Annotated in this window: 10 protein-coding genes; 4 read left to right on the top strand and 6 right to left on the bottom strand. The window is 42.0% G+C overall.

Annotated features, from left to right (window positions below; all coding sequences use genetic code 11):
• Window positions 1-197: 197 nt before the first annotated feature.
• Window positions 198-1,118 carry a phytanoyl-CoA dioxygenase family protein gene (locus QH73_RS15420; RefSeq protein WP_039717243.1) on the bottom strand — a complete coding sequence of 307 codons (921 nt, stop codon included), beginning with the start codon at window positions 1,116-1,118 and terminating at the stop codon, window positions 198-200.
• Window positions 1,119-1,449: 331 nt separating this feature from the next.
• Window positions 1,450-2,481, bottom strand: coding sequence for a GDP-mannose 4,6-dehydratase (locus tag QH73_RS15415; RefSeq protein WP_039717244.1), 1,032 nt, complete (start codon window positions 2,479-2,481; stop codon window positions 1,450-1,452).
• Window positions 2,482-3,111: 630 nt separating this feature from the next.
• Between QH73_RS15415 and QH73_RS15410 the strand changes: the two genes are divergently transcribed.
• Window positions 3,112-4,368, top strand: a complete 1,257-nt coding sequence (locus QH73_RS15410; protein ID WP_039717245.1) for a glycosyltransferase family 4 protein — start codon at window positions 3,112-3,114, stop codon at window positions 4,366-4,368.
• A gap of 482 nt (window positions 4,369-4,850) precedes the next feature.
• Window positions 4,851-5,096: a DUF7219 family protein gene (locus tag QH73_RS15405; protein WP_039717246.1), complete on the top strand. Its 246-nt coding sequence runs from the start codon at window positions 4,851-4,853 to the stop codon at window positions 5,094-5,096.
• A 30-nt stretch (window positions 5,097-5,126) separates the two neighbouring features.
• Here QH73_RS15405 and QH73_RS15400 read toward each other — a convergent pair whose 3' ends face one another.
• From QH73_RS15400 to glgX, 4 genes are all read right to left on the bottom strand, one after another.
• Window positions 5,127-6,593 carry an ATP-binding protein gene (locus QH73_RS15400; RefSeq protein ID WP_039717247.1) on the bottom strand — a complete coding sequence of 489 codons (1,467 nt, stop codon included), beginning with the start codon at window positions 6,591-6,593 and terminating at the stop codon, window positions 5,127-5,129.
• 2 nt (window positions 6,594-6,595) lie between these two features.
• A complete protein-coding gene (locus QH73_RS15395) occupies window positions 6,596-8,257 on the bottom strand; it encodes an FAD-dependent oxidoreductase (RefSeq protein ID WP_039717248.1) in 1,662 nt (553 codons plus the stop codon).
• A 210-nt stretch (window positions 8,258-8,467) separates the two neighbouring features.
• Window positions 8,468-10,642: an AGE family epimerase/isomerase gene (locus QH73_RS15390; RefSeq protein WP_039717249.1), complete on the bottom strand. Its 2,175-nt coding sequence runs from the start codon at window positions 10,640-10,642 to the stop codon at window positions 8,468-8,470.
• Window positions 10,643-10,679: 37 nt separating this feature from the next.
• On the bottom strand, window positions 10,680-12,797 hold the full coding sequence (gene glgX, locus QH73_RS15385) for a glycogen debranching protein GlgX (protein WP_132867134.1): 2,118 nt from the start codon (window positions 12,795-12,797) through the stop codon (window positions 10,680-10,682).
• 1,053 nt (window positions 12,798-13,850) lie between these two features.
• Between glgX and QH73_RS15380 the strand changes: the two genes are divergently transcribed.
• On the top strand, window positions 13,851-15,419 hold the full coding sequence (locus QH73_RS15380) for a GMC oxidoreductase (RefSeq protein WP_039717250.1): 1,569 nt from the start codon (window positions 13,851-13,853) through the stop codon (window positions 15,417-15,419).
• Window positions 15,420-15,509: 90 nt separating this feature from the next.
• Entirely contained in the window at window positions 15,510-18,209 is a 2,700-nt protein-coding gene (locus tag QH73_RS15375) for an MGH1-like glycoside hydrolase domain-containing protein (protein WP_039717251.1), read from the top strand.
• The last annotated feature ends 15 nt before the right edge of the window (window positions 18,210-18,224 follow it).

Below are 18,224 nucleotides of genomic sequence, written 5' to 3'. Positions count from 1 at the left end.
GATTATTTTCTAAATAAATTAGCGGTTGTAGAATCTTTATAAAAACAGATTTTTCTGCTGAAAATCTACCAAATTAAATTTCATCGATTTCCATACATCAAAAGCTGTCTTTAGAGAACGCGGTTTTGCTCTAATATTTTCCTTGAAAAAGCATTAAAACCTATTTTCTTGCCCTTTCTTCTAACAAAATTAAAGCTTCAAGAAAAACTATATCTATTTAAAACAAATTTTATTTGGAGGATAAGCCGATCTTTTTTAGTAGGAATATTTGCCCTGTGAAAACAGAATTGATCTTCAGCAAATCCCATCCCCGCTTTTCCACAAATATTTATAATTTTATCACTCCCATAATAATTAATTAACTCTTGTTCGGGTTGATCTCTGTCTATGGACAACTGATATTGTAGTTTCTTCTTAATATGACTACCTTTCACATAGGCATGGGGACCGCTGTATAGATCTACATCTGTTAGATAAAACAGAAATTGTAAGCAGCGATAATCATCTAGATCGTAATGAAATAATCCTTGAGCGAATCGCAAGCGCTCATCTGTTTGTTCTATAGGAGTAGCAAAACTCCACCAGAGCATGATGCTTTTAACAATAGGCTCACCAACTAAATATTTTGCAGCAATTTGCCGTAATTTAGGGTCATTTCCTAGTTTTTCAATGGTTGCACAAGATAGGTAAGGCTGATGATGATAGCCAAATAAGAACGGCTTGCCATATTTAGCTTCTTGTTCTTCTTTATTGTCGAGGGTGAAAGGAAATTCAAACTCACCATTAGCAAAATAATAGGTTTGATTGGTAAAGTTTAAAATTTCATTTAATGCATAATTTGGCAAATGAATCCCTAAACAAACCCCATCTCGTTTTAAATTTTCCACAATGGAGTCAACATCGATCTCCGTAAAGAGGGAAGAGTCTGTTGTAGGAATAATAAGCTCTGGTTTACTAGCTAATAAAATCATTAGCGAGCGAATAATATGTATACGCCCAAAAACAAACATGAGTAACCATTGAGGATTTTTGAATCCATAGTCGGTATACTCACCCAATCTTCGTTTAAATTTATAATATAGCTTGTACCAGTAAGAATAAGAAATAGTTGTACTCATAGTGTATACTAAACCTATATTAGTTTCAATAAATTAGAAAAAAAGTCTCAGTGAGAGAAGAAAACTTTCTTTTAAGATGCTACTGTAAGTAACGAAAGCGCTCGATACAGAAAAAGTTGGAAAACTTCAGTTATTTCGTTTCGGTCAAATTTAGTTACGCTTTTTTACAGACAACTGCGATCGCAATGTTCGTAATTTTGCTGAACTTACCAATAAGTATTGCCGACGCAATATTTTGTAGTTTTCATACACAGAAACTAGGTATGATACTACTGTGGCTATCGTGTGTGTGTTATGTATGATGCGACAAGTTATGATGCCACAAGTCATTCTAGAAAGCTGTAGCTAGACCTAAATATTTATCTCTTTCCTGATTGTATGCTGCTGTCCTGCTGCCATTCACAAGCTCAGCTTGTGCTTGAATCATCATTTGTACAACAGCACGATCGTTGAGTTTATAATGCGCTTGCCATCCCAGCTTTTTTCTGGCTTTAGCGGGATTACCTTTGCTAACAGCAATTTCTGTTGGTCGGAATAAACTTGTATCTATTACAACACGATCGCGCCAGTCTAAGCCTACATAGGCAAAGGCTGCTGCTATAAAATCTTCTAATTTGCAACTTTCTCCAGTTGCAATGACGTAATCCTCCGGCTGCCCTTGTTGTAGCATTAGCCACATTGCCTTAACGTACTCTGGAGCCCATCCCCAGTCACGCTGAATAGAAATATCACCTAAATAAAGCTTTTCCTTACTACCTTTAGCAATTCGGTTAGCTGCGGATACAATCTTTTGAGTGACGAATCTCTCCGGTCGCAGGGGAGATTCGTGGTTGAATAGAATACCAGAACAAGCAAACAAATCGTAGGCTTTGCGGTAGTTAGCAACTTGCCAAAAAGCGGATGCCTTGGCTACAGCGTAAGGGCTTTTAGGGCGGAATGGCGTAGTTTCATCGGCTGCTTTGCCTTCAGTATCTCCAAAACACTCACTCGAAGCAGCATTATAAAACTTAATGGGGCGATCGATAAAGCGTAGGGCTTCTAATACATTTAAAGTACCAATTGAGATGCTTTCAAAGGTTTCAACTGGTTGATCGAAAGAGAGGCTGACTGAACTTTGTCCTGATAAATTGTATACTTCATCTGGCTGAAATTTGTTCAAAATTTGTAAAACACTGCGAAAGTCGTTAAGGGCAACGGATTCCAATTTTACCTGTTCGCGAATTCCCAGGCGTAGTAAATTTTGAAAAGAAGAAATTTGTGCGTCTCGTGAGGTTCCACAAACAGTATAACCCTTATCGATTAACAACTGAGCTAGATACGCCCCATCTTGACCTGATACTCCAAAAATTAATGCTTTTTTCATAAGATAATTCACTATTTTTCCCTGAACAACTCAATCGCAAACTTTGTTTCAAAAAATAATTTTATTAATACCTGCGATAATTAAACAATTAACAACGATCGCAAAATCTTACAATCGCTCTATTTTTCAAAAAAGAAGTATTCCAACGATTGGAATCTTGTATATCGATACACTTCGTACATTTATCATTAAGACAATTTCCAATTGCTTTTTTATAGTTAACGTACAAAAAGTTTTTAAAACATGTTTTACGCGATCGCTTTGTGTAAGCTTTTACATTTTAATTGATGGCTATCAGCTTTAAAAACTTCTAACATATTCCTCTATAAACTTGCATTAATCAATACGGATAAGTTCAGGTATTTTAGGATGAATAAATCGAGCTAAGATAATTGGAATAGAAAAAGCAAAAAATACCTTTTTTGATGCATTTTGAGACTAGATATCTAACTAGCGATCGCATTAACTTTTCTATAACTTTTAAACATGAGTTTTCATAGTCGTGCTAAACGCTACAGCGTCCTTATATCTTGGTATCCACAATAGCTCTAGTCAGACCATATTACTGAACTTTTCTAGAATGACAAAATTTGACTATTGAAGGAATATGTTGAAAAAGCGTAATTGTATATGAAAATTGCTATCTGGCATAACTTACCAAGTGGTGGTGGAAAGAGAGCCTTATATCATCATGTAAAAGGCTTGTTAGAGCGCGGTCACACTTTAGAATCTTGGTGTCCTCCAACGGCAGACCAATCTTATCTTCCTTTAAGCGAATTGATCGAAGAAAATATAGTGCCACTTGCTCAGCCGCCTATAAAAAAACGGAATAAGTTCATAAAACAGCCATTTTCGCCGTATTTTCATGTTTTGAATAATATCCAAGCGATGGATGCTCATTGTCAACAATGTGCTGCTGAAATTAATTGCGGTGACTTCGATGTACTTTTCGCCAATTCCTGTACTTTTTTTCGTACGACTGCAATTGGTCGATATGTCAATATACCAACAGCTATTTATCTCCAAGAACCTAATCGAGAACTATACGAAGCGATACCAAGATTACCTTGGGCAGCCATACCACCTCCAGCGAAGACTGGGTGGTCGAGTAGTTATCTCTCAACATTTCTAAAAAATTCGATTCAGGTACAAGGATATAGACTTCAAGTTCGAGAAGAATTGCAGAATGCGCGAGCGTTCAATTTAATTTTAGTTAATTCTCTTTTTAGTCGAGAAAGTGTTTTAAGAGCTTATGGATTAGATGCTAAAGTTTGTTATTTAGGAATTGATACCGAACTCTTTAAGCCATCACAAGTTTCTCGAAAGAAAATTGTCGTCGGTCTTGGAGGTATTTATTCTGGCAAAGGACTTGAGCGTGCAGTTCGCGCTATCGGCACAATACAGAAAGAAAAAAGACCAGATTTAATCTGGATCGGAAATTTCTCTGTCGATAGTTATCAGCAAAAAATTGAACAGCTTGCTAGATCTTTAGAAGTTAAATTTATAGCTAAGGTGCAGATTGCAGATGATGAGATCGTCAAACTTTTGAGCCAAGCTTCAGTCATGATTTATACTCCTGTCCTAGAGCCATTTGGTTTTGCGCCTCTTGAAGCAAATGCTTGTGAAACTCCGGTTGTTGCGATCGCTGAAGGAGGAGTTAGAGAAAGTATTAAAGATGGAATTAATGGTTTTTTAATTGATGGTGACGATCCAATTCTGAGTGGTAAGGCTATCTCTTATCTTTTAGATAATCCCGATCTAGTAGAAAAAATGGGCGAACGAGCTAGAAAATACGTACTAGAAAATTGGAGTTGGAGGCAAGCAAATGACTGTTTAGAGAATTATTTACTGAGCTTAGTAGCCAGCGGCGTTCGACAGCAACCGTAAAGTTATTTCGCAGTTCTCGGTAATATCCTTCTAGATTCGTCAGGGTTAAATCTAGTACCAAAATGTCAAATTTATCTGCTACTTGGATGTGAGAGTAACCTCGATCGGCAAGTTGGCAGATAGATTTTTTGACATCGTTTCACCAAGCAATCTCTCCACAATAATTCTTTGGTTTGGGCAATACATATTAACCGCGATCGGCTGTAAGTTAGATGCTCAGTAGTCGGAATGGCTTGTAACTCATAGTTGCGCTTCAATTGTAAGTCAGTCGATTTCCCTAACCTCACAAATCGTATTACTCTTACTGAAATGTTGACTAAATTTAACTTTGCTACAAAGACTATTGTACTGTTTATACAACATCAAATATTTTTTTCAATAGCAATAAAAGCGTGTTAGCGTAATCTATTCCTAGTAGTAGATTCACCAAGTTTTGCAATAGAATACTCTATCCATAGCTCAGAAAAAGCAAACGAATAGACATGGCTGACAAAAATGAGTTTTTACATCCCCGTCACCGCTATCGGGGTAACTTCACACCAGAATACTTGGTATTCAATGCCAATTTACAAGAGTTTGCTCAAGAAATTGGTTATATTGTTAGCTTGCAAACTAATGGAAAAATTTCTACAGAGGAAGCTTGTCGCCGAATCAAAGTAATTTGGCGAGAGTTAGAACTTTCTAGAGAGAAATTAGGAATTGGGTATGATGACCCAACTAAAGACTAACCAAAACAGAATCAGTGCGCGGCTAATTTTTTAGCCTAACTCGCCACTCACTAAGATTGATGAAAGTTGAGTACTTGGAAGTTGAGTACTTGAGTTTTCCTGACGATTTCGCACTTGACACGGAGCGATCGGCAGGCGAATGTGAAAGCAAGTGTTTCCTGGCTCGGAATGAAAGCGGATGTCGCCTGCGTGTTTCTCTATAATTCGATAGCTAATCACCAAACCTAAGCCAGTTCCTTGACCCACACCTTTGGTAGTAAAAAATGGCTCGAAGATACGCCCTTGAATGTCTAGCGGAATGCCTGGACCATTGTCAGCAATCTCTACGAGCAGATCGTTATTGTCTCGCGCTGTGCGAATCCAGATTTGTCCGCGTCCGCCCATTGCATCGATCGCATTGTCGATCAAGTTAGTCCAAACTTGGTTCAACTCACTTCCATAGGCGCAGATAGTAGGCAGGCTGCGATCGTACTCGCGCGACACGGCTACACCACCCTTAAGTTTGTGACCTAGCATAATCAACGTACTTTCGATTCCCTGGTGTACGTCTAAATCCTGCATTGGCGCTCGATCCATGTATGAATACTCTTTGACTGCTTTAACTAGCTCAGAAATGCGTCCCGCACTCTGCTCAATTTCGTCTAACAACCCCAACCCAGTCAGAGTTGCTTCAATCCAGGTCAGTACTTTACCCAAGGATTGAGCAGGCACATGTTCTATGACAACATTCAGCCATTCTGTATCTAGTCCTGCTACTGCCAGAGTAGGGGCGAGATTCCAGCTATCTTCAACGCCGTTTGCCTCAAGCCAGATAGCGATCTCATCCTCCCGATCGCTCTGCACGAGCGGGTCTAACTGTAGCGGTGTTGCGGCACGCGCGATCGCGTCTTGCAGAATATTTGCCAGAAAAGCCATCTGCGTGCTTGTCATCTGCTGTTGGTTCAGACTGAGTGCCAGCAAGAGCAATTCTTGGAATAATTCGTGCATGTGCTTTGCACCTCGACTGACCGCTGCTGCTGGATTATTCAGTTCGTGGGCAAGACCAGCTGCCATAGTACCTAGTGCAAGCAGCTTTTCGTGGTGTCGTGATGTTGTTTCCAAGATTTGCGTCCGCTGGGCTGTTATGACCAGCAGATCGCGTGTAATCGAAGGACATCTGGTTAGCATTTGCCAGAAAGCATGTGTGTCCCATTTCAACACGCGACTAGCTTTTGTAGCCCGTCCGCTAGCAAAGTAAGGCATATCTAATAAAATTAACTCGTGACCTGTATACGTTCCTGGTCCGAAGGTCATCATATGCCTTTCTATGTCACCAACTTTTTTTGTCAGCTGTATTTCGCCTTCCACAAGCACGTAGAAATTTTTCGGCGGCTCTCCTTCAAGCGCTAGATACTCTCCAGTGGCTAACTGAATCAGGTTACCGTGTTCGGCTAACCATTGCAATTGCTCGTCCGTGAGTTCTGCAAAGAGCGATGTTTGTCTTAAGGCATCAAGCATAATTACATCTTACTCAGGTATTGATGAATGAACTGAACGGCAATCGAACCTTCTCCTACTCCTGAAGCAATGCGCTTCACTGAACCGTGACGCACATCTCCAGCCACAAAGATACCAGGTACGCTACTTTCAAGCAGAAAAGGCTCGCGATCGAGCGTCCATCCTTTGATGCAGCGTCCATTACGGTTTAAACTTGCTCCAGTCAGGATAAAACCTTGTTCGTCTCTTACCACAATGCCATCTAACCAATCTGTACGCGGTTTAGCTCCAATCATGACAAAGAGTAAGTTTGTAGGAACAGATTGTTTTTCGCCTGTCTGGGCATCAGCAATCGTAATTGCCTCTAGACAGTTTTCACCATGAACCTGGACGATGCTAGAGTGTACCCTAACTTCAATGTTCTCTGTTGCTGAAATCTGGTCTATTAAATATTGGGACATGCTTTTAGCAAGAGAATCGCCGCGCACCAGCATTTTCACACGTCTAGCGTATTTAGCAAGATAGACCGCTGCTTGTCCGGCTGAGTTAGCCCCGCCAACGATATAAATCTCTTGATTTAAGCAAGAGAGTGCTTCAGTCATTGCTGCCCCAGTATATACGCCAGCTCCGATCAGATTTTCGATCCCAGGTATATTAAGTCTGCGATACGAGATACCCGTAGCAATAAGCATTGCATGACAGCAAACCTCTGTGCCATCGCTCAGTGTCAAAATACGATAGGGATCGGCGACTCGAACACCAGTCACCTCTTGTGGCGAGAGAATCTCCACGCCGAACCGTTTGGCTTGAGTTACTGCACGTCGAGCTAGATCCGCTCCACTCAGTCCAACGGGAAAGCCCAAATAGTTCTCAATCCGAGAACTCGTTCCTGCTTGCCCGCCTGGGGCTTCTTTTTCAATTAACACGGTTCGCAATCCCTCAGACGCTCCGTAGACTGCTGCTGCTAGACCAGATGGACCAGCGCCGACGATCGCTAAGTCGTAGAATGGCATTTGGGCATGGGTTCGCAATCCGAGTTTCTGGGCAATTTGCGTATTTGTCGGTTGTATCAAGTGAGAACCATCGGGAAATAATACCAGTGGTAAATTTGTAGCACCAGATTCGGTGTAGTTAGCCCATTGGCGTGCTTCTTCTTCTGCCTCAATGTCCAGCCATTGATAAGGTACGTGATTGCGAGCCAAAAAATCTTTGATTTGATGCAGATGAGGCGACCAACGCGAATCAACAATTCGCAAACCTTCAAAGGGCGGACGACAAGACGAAATCCAATCATCTAGTAAATCGTCCAGCACGGGATATAGTTTTTCATGTGGCGGGTCCCAGGGCTTGAGAAGGTAGTAATCAATCTTTGCTGTGTTGATGGCGCGGATAGCAGCATCAGTATCCGCATATGCAGTTAGCAAGACCCGCTTTGCATCTGGAAAAAGTTCCATCGCCTGTTCGAGAAACTCTACCCCTGCGATCTCTGGCATCCGCTGATCTACCAAGAATAGTGCTACCATTTCCCTACGTAGCTTAACTTGTTGCAGTGCCTTCAGAGCTGTTAAACCCGATTCCGATCGCATGACTCGGAATCGGCTACCATACTCGCGTCGGAGATCGCGCTCGATCACTCGCAAAACTCCTGGATCGTCGTCTAAAGTTAACAGAACAGGATTAGCCACAGTTACTCCTTCATAACCTAGTCGCGTTACGACCAGCGGCGAAATTTTCGATGCAAGTGTCCCTGCTTGGTCAAATGTTCCCACACGGTCTAATGGTGGTATGACGACAGGCAGGGAAACACATGCAAAATCTGGTTTACCAAAAACTAAGCACTAACTCAGAAATCATTTGGTGTCAGGGATTTTCGTCATACAGATGGGTAGTTATTCTTAGGGAACTAAATACACGTTGGCGGTTTCAGTCACATCATACCGATCGAACACAGTAATGCCTTGACAGAATGAACTCATCTTGAGGTAATTCTTCACATTTTCCTGCGCGCCAACTACATGAATTTGAACGTCAGAACCTAGCTTTTGCTTTGTGAAAATTAGAAAACGCAGTCCAGCACTAGAGATACACTTTAAGTCTTGTAACAGAAAGACGAGGCGTTTGAGTGGCTGCGTTTGTACCTTTTCTAACTCTGCTTCCAGAATTGGTATTGCATTTGCATCTAGTAAGCCAGTTAATGAAATCTTGGCAGTCCCATCAGCGACTTCCAGTAAAGCGGCATCAAAGAAAACCTGAATCGGCAGAATTCTGACTCTTACTTTCACTTGGTCGCGAGTGTCAGGCAGTTTGACAGTCAGTTGGTCGGCATCAAAATTAGTATACGATCGGTCGTCGATCCATACTTCACCAATCCGCACGCTACCTGGTGGCAGAATATCCGGTGCAACTCGCAGAAGGTTGTCTTTGAATGCTCCTGGTCTGGGCTTAAAGTATAAGTCCATTGGCTGTTTCGTAATTAGCAAATTTGTGTAGACCGCAGCCAAGTAAGCTAACTCGAACGAGTGGTAGCCGCTCATCGAATGGCTGCCTTTGCCACGTTCAGTCCCCATTAGATAAGGAATTCCGTTTGCCAAGACATTAAAGTAGACACCACCAGACTGGTTATCGAGGAACCAAGCATTATAGAAAGCTGCTGACTCCCGTGCTAAACGTCGATGCTCAGTATTACCAAGGGAACCAGCTAGGATTAAGTAAGCTAAAATAGCTTGCTCTTGCTGCCACCAAGCCTTGCGATCGTGCCAGACGAAGCGGTGTACTTTTTGTCCTGGTTCCAAACTGCGCTCTACGACATCGTACCAGCCTCCACGTTGGCGATCGCTACCAACATCTGGCATAATTTCGGCAATTTCTTCGGCTAGAGTGGTATACCTTTCTTTTGGTTTCAAGTGGTTCATTCGCATTAGGTTCCAAGCAATTTTGAGGTTGTGACCCACCACTGCTCGGTTCTGCTGCCAACCCCACGTTGTGTCGTGCCTCCAATCTTCATAGAAACGTTCTTGCACAAATGGGCTATTGTTAAAATCTGGGAAACGTTTTTCAATGGTGTCAAACGTATACTCAAGGAAATCGGCGTATTTGTCTTCGCCAGTTGCTAACCAAAGGTTGATCAAATAGGCTGGAGCATGATCGCCAACTGAGTTCCAGTTCTTTTTAGCGCGGTTTTTCCCTAAAGTCTCGGCATAAGGGCTGAGGGTAATGGGATCGATGTGAGAGAAAAAGCCGCCTTTGTCTGTTTTGTCTAGGAGATAGCGGTTAAATAAATTGACAGTTAATTCAATATCATTCATGATGCGTGGGTCGCCTGTCACCCGATAAGTCTGGGTGGGACCAGCCAACGCATAAATTTGCTCGTATGCTGGCAGCGCATCATAATCATCCCCAAATTCTGAGGCAAATATTTTCTGTTCGCTGCCATCTGGCTTCACATCGACACCATGATACCAGTAGCAGATTTCTTCGCCTTCATCGAGAAAACGCATGTGTTCGCGCAGATATTCAGTCCCTTTTTCCGCCGCCTCTAGGTAGCGATCGTCACCAGTCATCATATATGCTGTGGCGAAACCGTAAACTAGGCGAGAAATGGTATCAGTTTCCTGACGATTGGAATCTTCCTTGGAACCCACTAAACCAATTCCAGTACGATATTTCCGATAGTCGATTTCACCATCTTCAAACTGTGCCTTCAGATAAAAATTGGCAAGATTTCGGATCTGTTTTACCCACCAGTCCGGTCTTTCAAACAGATACTCGTTTTCTGTCCGACCCAGAAAAACAACGTGTTTGGCTTCAAACTTATTCCGATCTGCTTCAGGATAGAAGATGCCATATGCAAAAAGATAGCGATCGGGGACAAGCATTGACTGCATTTGGCTAGTACAGTCATAATATGGTTCTCCTAGATTGCGTACCATTTCTGCGTAAGTTGTTGAGGTTAATGCAACCTCAAAATTTCTACCATCAGAAGTTTTTAGGTTGAAAGTATTTCTGCTTGAGTCGAATTCTGTCACGTATCCTGCGATCGAGTCTGAAAATGAAAAACCTGTGTTACTCATTGAATATCTCCATTCATGGAAATTGATGTTCTACTAACTATTTAGAAATGAGAACGACGACACTACGCTCTTTGACAGGGCAAACATTGCCTGAAACCAAGATTTCTTTCCCTGGCTCCATGATGTCCATCGGGGAAGGTTCCGCAGTATCAATGACTTTGTACCAATTCCTACCCTGAATTGAGGGAGTTTCAAATTCTAAAGCATCCCAGTACATATTGAACATGATATGAAGATCTGCTTCTCCTTCAAAACCGCCTAAAGTCAAGGCAAGAACTCTAGAATGAGGATCGTACCATCCTGGATTAAACAACTTTGTGCCGTGCCAAGACATATCTGCTAAACCACGCTCATTGACATCGCCACTGAAGAACTGGGAACGGCGTAAAGCAGATTGACAATAGCATTTACGGAACTCGATCGCCAGCTTAAAGAACCTGAATATATCAGCATTCTTCTCCACTAAACTCCAGTCAAACCAACTAATCTCGCTATCTTGGCAGTAGGCATTATTATTACCTTGTTGAGTACGCCTGACTTCATCGCCAGCCACAATCATTGGCACGCCCTGGGACAGTAGAAGAATAGCTGCAAAGTTTTTAATTTGCTGCCGACGCAATGCATCAATTTCTCTATCTTCAGTTTCCCCTTCAACACCACAATTCCAGCTCAGATTATCGTTAATGCCATCGCGATTGCCTTCGCCATTAGCTTCATTGTGTTTATTATTGTAAGAAACTAAATCATTGAGAGTAAACCCATCATGGCAAGTGATGAAATTAACGCTATTAATTGGTAGATGCCCACTAGCTTGATAGAGATCGGCGCTGCCAGCAATTCGCCAAGCAGCAGATCCTGCTAGTCCTGAATCTCCCTTGACAAAGCGTCGGATATCATCTCGGTAGCGTCCATTCCATTCTGCCCATCGATAACCAGGGAAGTAGCCAATTTGATAAAGCCCAGCAGCATCCCATGCTTCTGCAATAATTTTGGTATCGGCTAAGATTTCAGATGTTTCAATGTGCCATATGACTGGTGGATGAATTAAAGGTACTCCGTCTTGACCTCTGGCGAGGATAGAGCCTTCGTCAAATCGGAAACCATCAACGTGCATTTCCTTCACCCAAAATTCCAGGCAATCTACAATTAACTTTTCCACCATAGGATGGTTACAGTTAACAGTATTTCCACACCCAGAATAGTCCATGTAGTAATACTTGTTGAACGGTACTAGGTGATAGTAAATGCTATTGTCAAGTCCTTTAAAGTTAATCGTAGGACCGTCATGGTTGCCCTCGTCCGTGTGGTTAAAGACTACATCCAAGATCACCTCAATCCCTGCTTTGTGCAGTGCCTTAACCAGATCTCGAAACTCTCGGATCTGGCTCCCTATTTCTGGCGAGGTGCAATATGAGCCTTCGGGTGCAAAGTAGCTATGTGGATTGTATCCCCAATAGTCTCTCAGGGGCTTACCGTCAACCTCTCGAAAAATATTTTTTTCATCAAAGTCAAAAATTGGCATCAGTTCAACAGCCGTGATCCCCAACTCTTTTAGATAAGGAATCTTCTCAACAATTCCAGAGAAAGTACCGCAGTGTTGACAGCCTGAAGAAGGGGACTTAGTAAATCCTGCAACATGAAGCTCATAAACGATCGTCTCACTCATGGGTCGGTTAAGAGGGCGATCGCCTTCCCAGTCATAATCCGATATATCAACGACTACGCTACGCATTGAGGTAGCTATGTTATCCTTTGTCCCTATTGCATCAACGCGGTTCCAAAGCGCATTGGTATTTCCCTTCGCGTATGGATCGAGCAATACCTTATTCCCGTCAAAGCGATGTCCTGCTTGTATGTCCTGAGGTCCACTCACCCGATAAGCATAGTAAGTGCATGGTTTCAATCCTCTAACATAGACATGCCAGAAGTGAAAGGTTTTATTTATCCTTGGATCTAATTGAATAATCTGTGTGGGTTCAAGATCGTCATGATTATCAAATAACAAAAGCTCTACAGAGGTGGCATGTTCTGAAAAGATTGCAAAATTGACTCCTTCAGAATTTGGTGTTGCACCCAAGGGATGTTGGCATCCTGGCTCCAATTGGTATTTAGTTTTCGCTAGCTCAACTTGCTGTGTAGCTGTAGTTAGAATCATTATTCTTCCTGACTATTTTTTTACGACATTTGCTGATTCTGTTCAGCAATTGAAAGCTCAGTAAAAACCTAGAAATTTGCCCAAGCTGCCTCTAAAGCAGTATTCATTTGAACTCACTTCATCAGATTAGTTTGAAGTTTTTGTTAGCTGTATAGCAAGAAAAAAATGGATGGGCGGGTATAGCTTTTTTCTCGATTCTTCAGTTGCGATCGCTTGCTTGCTGAAGCTTCGGCATCTTGGCACGATACTTAAGCGTTGTGCAAAAGACTATTGAGTTTTAGCCGATGTTTGATACTGAAAAGCTTATGTAACACGAAGTAAGAACACAATGGTTGAACTTTCGGAGCTAGTTTGTATTCTTTAGGAGCTACTTAGTATCGAGATCTTAACGTTATACAAGCTACTTTTTTAAAACTATTTACTGACAAACTTAATAATTTAATAAAACTCATATAGAGCGTAAAACATTTTAGAAGCATTCGTAGTTTTCAATAATCTGATTCAATACTTTTAGATAATTGACTAAATAAACTTGACTTAATTGGAATTATTTCAAAAATCTTTGAGTTTGGTTTATTGGGTGAAAAACAATTGTTCTATAAAATTAAAATTTGTGTATTCCGACTTATAAGATAATTGTAATATGTTTTTTTATAGTTCTGCGTATCTCATCTATCTGAAAATAGCTATAAAGGATTCTGTTATACGACCTTAAGAAAATGTTAAAAAAAAATATTGAGCGTTGAAATCAAAATAATGCAAACTTAATTCTAATTTTTGTCTCTTCTCTAAAAAAAAATTGATAAATATACTTCGGATGAGTTTGGGATTTTCAGTGTGTTTAGGTAAGTTAAAAAATACCTCGACAAACAAAAGCAAAGGCTATGTATCTTTGAAAAAGTTAAAAAATTTGATGTTTGTAGTATAGACAATACATGTTTCGCAAGTCTAGTCAGCGTTGTTACTTTCCTCGAAACAGAAATTGTTAACTTTGAAACCACTAGCCGCTTTGCTTAGAAATCTCATAACTCGATCGTCATAAATTGAGGAACTATGAAGAACAGGTTTCGCAGCCGTCGCCGCTTTCTGCAAACTACCGCACTTATTTCTGCTGGTGCTGCCATAAGCCCGTTAGCTAGTATTTATCGCGCGAGCGCCCAAAATCAAAATGTTCCAGATGAAGCCGTAGAAGCTCTAGTCCTTGGTAGCGGTTTTGGTGGAGCGATTACCGCTCTGCGATTGACACAAACTGGGATTAGAACTTTGATGATAGAGCGAGGACTCCGCTGGTCCATTAGAGATGATGGAAATACTTTTGCTACTTTTCAACAAATAGATGGTCGAGCTGCCTGGTTAAGTAATACGACATGGAATGGGGTCCCCGTCGATCCGTTTACAGGAGTGCTAGACTTTTCTCAGGAAAATGGAATTAATATCTTGCATGGGGCTGGCTTTGGAGGTGGATCGTTAGTTTACAACGCGATTACTTACCAACCCAGACGCGAGATATTCAATGGGATATTTTCTCCTGATGTTGTGGACTATGATGAATTGGATGCAGTTTATTATCCTCGCGTGCGATCGCTTCTACAACCCGCTAGCATTCCTGATGATATTTTGGCAAGTCCTTACTACGATCGCGCTAGGTTATTAATCGAACAAGGAAACAGAGCGGGCTTTGCTACATATCCATATAATCTTGCAGTAGATTGGAATATAATTCGCCAAGAAATAGAAGGAACTAAGATCCCTGCTGCAATTATAGGTAATCATTGGTACGGTATTAATAGTGGGGCTAAAAATAGCCTAGATCGCAACTATTTATTTCAGGCAGAGCAAACTGGCTTGTTAGATGTTTTAACTCTACATCTAGCTACGGATATTACTGAAGTCCCTGAATATGGATACAGAGTTTTATGCACTCAAATTGATACTTCAGGAGCAGTTGTCGCCCAAAAATCTTTTACTTGTCGCTATTTATTTTTAGCCGCTGGTTCTATTGGAACTTCCAAACTTTTAGTTAGATCTAAAGCAACGGGCTTGTTACCAAAATTAAACGATGAAGTTGGCAAACATTGGGGAGGTAATGGAGATGCGATTGTAACTCGTAGCAACTTATCGCCGCCTGTCTCTGGTAAAGGAGGACCAGCATGTGTAGTTCTGGAACACCTAGATAACCCTCTCGGCGCAACTGTTCTTGAGGATATTCCAGATGCAAATGCGGCTGATGGTACGCTACAGTTACTAGCTTTAGGTATACCTCGACAAACAGGGACATTTACGTACAATGCATCTACTGATTCTGTCCGCTTGAACTGGACTCAAGACAATGCTCAATTAGATGCTGTCAAGTTAACTGCTCAAATCCTTGATGAGAAAAATACGACCTCAACCAGTCAGCCTAAGTCAGAATTTATCAATTCTATCTCTGGGCATCCTCTAGGAGGAGCAACACTAGGAAAAGCCTGCGATCGCTACGGGCGTGTCGCCGGGTATAAAGGTCTTTATGTCATGGATGGAGCGATGATTCCTGGCTATACAGCCATCACAAATCCTTCCTTTACTATTGCGGCTTTAGCAGAACGCAATATAGAAAAAATCATTGCTGAAGATTTTGTATAGCTGACTAGTTAGTTTTGCATATTGTAGTGACTATCTCGATTGTCATCGCTAGCCAAGGAATATTAGCCCTCGTATTGAGGCAGGAAAGATATGACCAGAGAAGAAGCAAGATTGCAAGAAGTCCGCGATCGCACTGCTCATTGGCAACGTTGGGGACCCTATTTGAGCGAACGACAGTGGGGAACCGTGCGAGAAGACTATAGTGCGACTGGGGAAGCTTGGGATTATTTTCCTCATCATAGTGCCTGCTCTCGCGCTTATCGCTGGGGAGAAGATGGAATTGCTGGGATTTCTGATAACCATCAACGCCTTTGTTTTGCGATCGCCCTGTGGAACGGAGAAGATGCAATTCTCAAAGAGAGAATGTTTGGTCTCACGGGAAATCAAGGCAATCATGGGGAAGATGTCAAAGAATATTACTTTTATTTGGATAATACTCCCACGCACTCCTACATGAAATGCCTGTATAAATATCCTCAACAGGCTTTCCCTTACGATCGACTTGTTGAGGAAAATCAACGTCGAAGTCGTCAGGATTTAGAGTATGAACTGCTCGACACGGGTATATTTGCTGACGATCGCTACTTTGATGTTTTCGTTGAGTACGCTAAGAATTCACCGGAAGATATTCCGATCCAAGTCAGTATCGTTAACCGAGGAGCGGAAGCAAAAACACTACACCTGTTGCCTACACTCTGGTTTCGGAATACTTGGTCTTGGAATTCTCACCAAGAGCAACCAATTCTCAAAGTTGTTAAATCTGAGTCCGATTTCAGTGTTATTGAAGCTATCCATCCAACATTGGGAAATAGATGGCTGTATTGTGACGGGAAAACAGAACTGCTATTTACGAATAATGAAACCAACTTTGAGAAATTATATGGAGCAAGCAATGCTTCTCCCTACGTCAAAGATGGAATCAACGATTATCTGGTAGAAGGTCGAAAAGAAGCAGTCAACCCAAATCGGCTTGGTACTAAATGTGCAGCTCATTACGTATTGTCAATTGGGGCAGGCGAAACTAAGATTGTGCGGCTACGCCTCAGCGATTCGCCGAGTTTAATTCAGCCTTTTGAGGCTGAATTTAACGAAATTTTGCAAACTCGGCTTTTGGAAGCAGATGAATTTTATCATCGAATTTGTCCGTTTTCCATTTCAGAAGATGAACGCAACGTCCAACGACAGGCGTTTGCAGGTATGTTATGGAGCAAGCAGTATTATTACTATGTAGTTCATGAGTGGCTGAACGGCGATCCCCAAAATCCGACACCACCAACCGAACGACGGCACGGCAGAAACCATGAGTGGATTCATCTATTCAACGATGATATTCTCTCAATGCCAGATAAGTGGGAATATCCTTGGTTTGCCGCTTGGGATTTGGCTTTTCATGTGATTCCACTGGCGGCGATCGACCCAGACTTTGCCAAGCGTCAGTTGAGTCGCTTGACGCGGGAATGGTACATGCACCCTAACGGTCAGTTACCAGCTTATGAATGGGCTTTTAGTGATGTAAATCCACCCGTTCACGCTTGGGCTACCATGCGCGTGTATCAGATTGAACGTAAAATGTACGGTCGTGCCGATACGAATTTTCTAGAGCGGGTATTTCAAAAATTACTACTGAACTTTACTTGGTGGGTAAATCGGAAAGATGCTGAAGGCAATAACGTCTTCCAGGGCGGCTTTTTGGGATTAGATAACATTGGTGTCTTTGACAGAAGCGCCGAACTACCTACGGGTGGACGGATCAATCAAGCAGATGGCACGAGCTGGATGGGGATGTATTGCCTGAATATGCTGGCGATCGCTCTGGAACTAGCAAAAGTAGACTCTACCTATGAAGATATTGCCAGCAAATTTTTTGAACATTTTCTCTACATTGCTGATGCAATAGATGGCATTGGTAAGACGGAAATATCGCTTTGGGATGAAGTTGATGGATTTTATTATGATGCTTTGCACCTGCCTAATGGCGATCGGTTGCCGTTAAAAGTACGTTCGATGGTAGGACTCATTCCGCTATTTGCCGTTCAGACTTTGGAACCAGAAATGTTGCAGCGTCTCCCTGGTTTCAAACGACGCATGGAATGGTTTATTAGAAATCGCCCAGATCTACGACAAAATGTCGCTTGCATGGAATCACCCGGAGTAGGGGCAAGAAGACTGCTGGCGATCGCCTATCGTGAAAAACTCCAGCGCATTCTGAAAAGAATTTTGGATGAAAGCGAATTTTTAAGTCCCTACGGCATTCGTGCAGTTTCCAAATTTCATGAGTCTCATCCCTATATCTTTGAAGCCAATGGATATCAGTATCGCGTGGACTACGAGCCAGCAGAATCCAGTACTGGTATGTTTGGCGGAAATTCTAACTGGCGCGGACCGGTTTGGTTCCCCGTCAATTACTTAATTATTGAGTCGCTACAAAAGTTCCATCACTACTTTGGGGATGAGTTTAAAGTAGAGTGTCCTACTGGCTCTGGTCGCATGATGACACTTTGGGAAGTTGCATTTGAATTGTCCCAAAGACTAGTGCGAATTTTTCTGGAAGATTCGTCTCACAAACGACCCGTCTACGGTGGTACTGAAAAGTTCCAAACCGATCCTCACTGGCACGACTTAATTTTGTTTCATGAATACTTTCATGGCGATATCGGTGCGGGAATTGGGGCTAGTCATCAAACTGGCTGGACGGGATTAGTCGCCAAACTGATCCAACAGTGTGGAGAATATCGCGATCCCCACACCCCACATCCTGTTCGTGACAGCATTGCCCCATCTATAACTTAACGAGTTGAGGAACCT

This window comes from Scytonema millei VB511283 (genome assembly GCF_000817735.3).
GTDB classification, from domain to species: domain Bacteria; phylum Cyanobacteriota; class Cyanobacteriia; order Cyanobacteriales; family Chroococcidiopsidaceae; genus Chroococcidiopsis; species Chroococcidiopsis millei_B.
The sequence above is the reverse complement of the archived record's forward strand: the minus strand, read 5'-3'. Positions and strand labels throughout refer to the sequence as shown.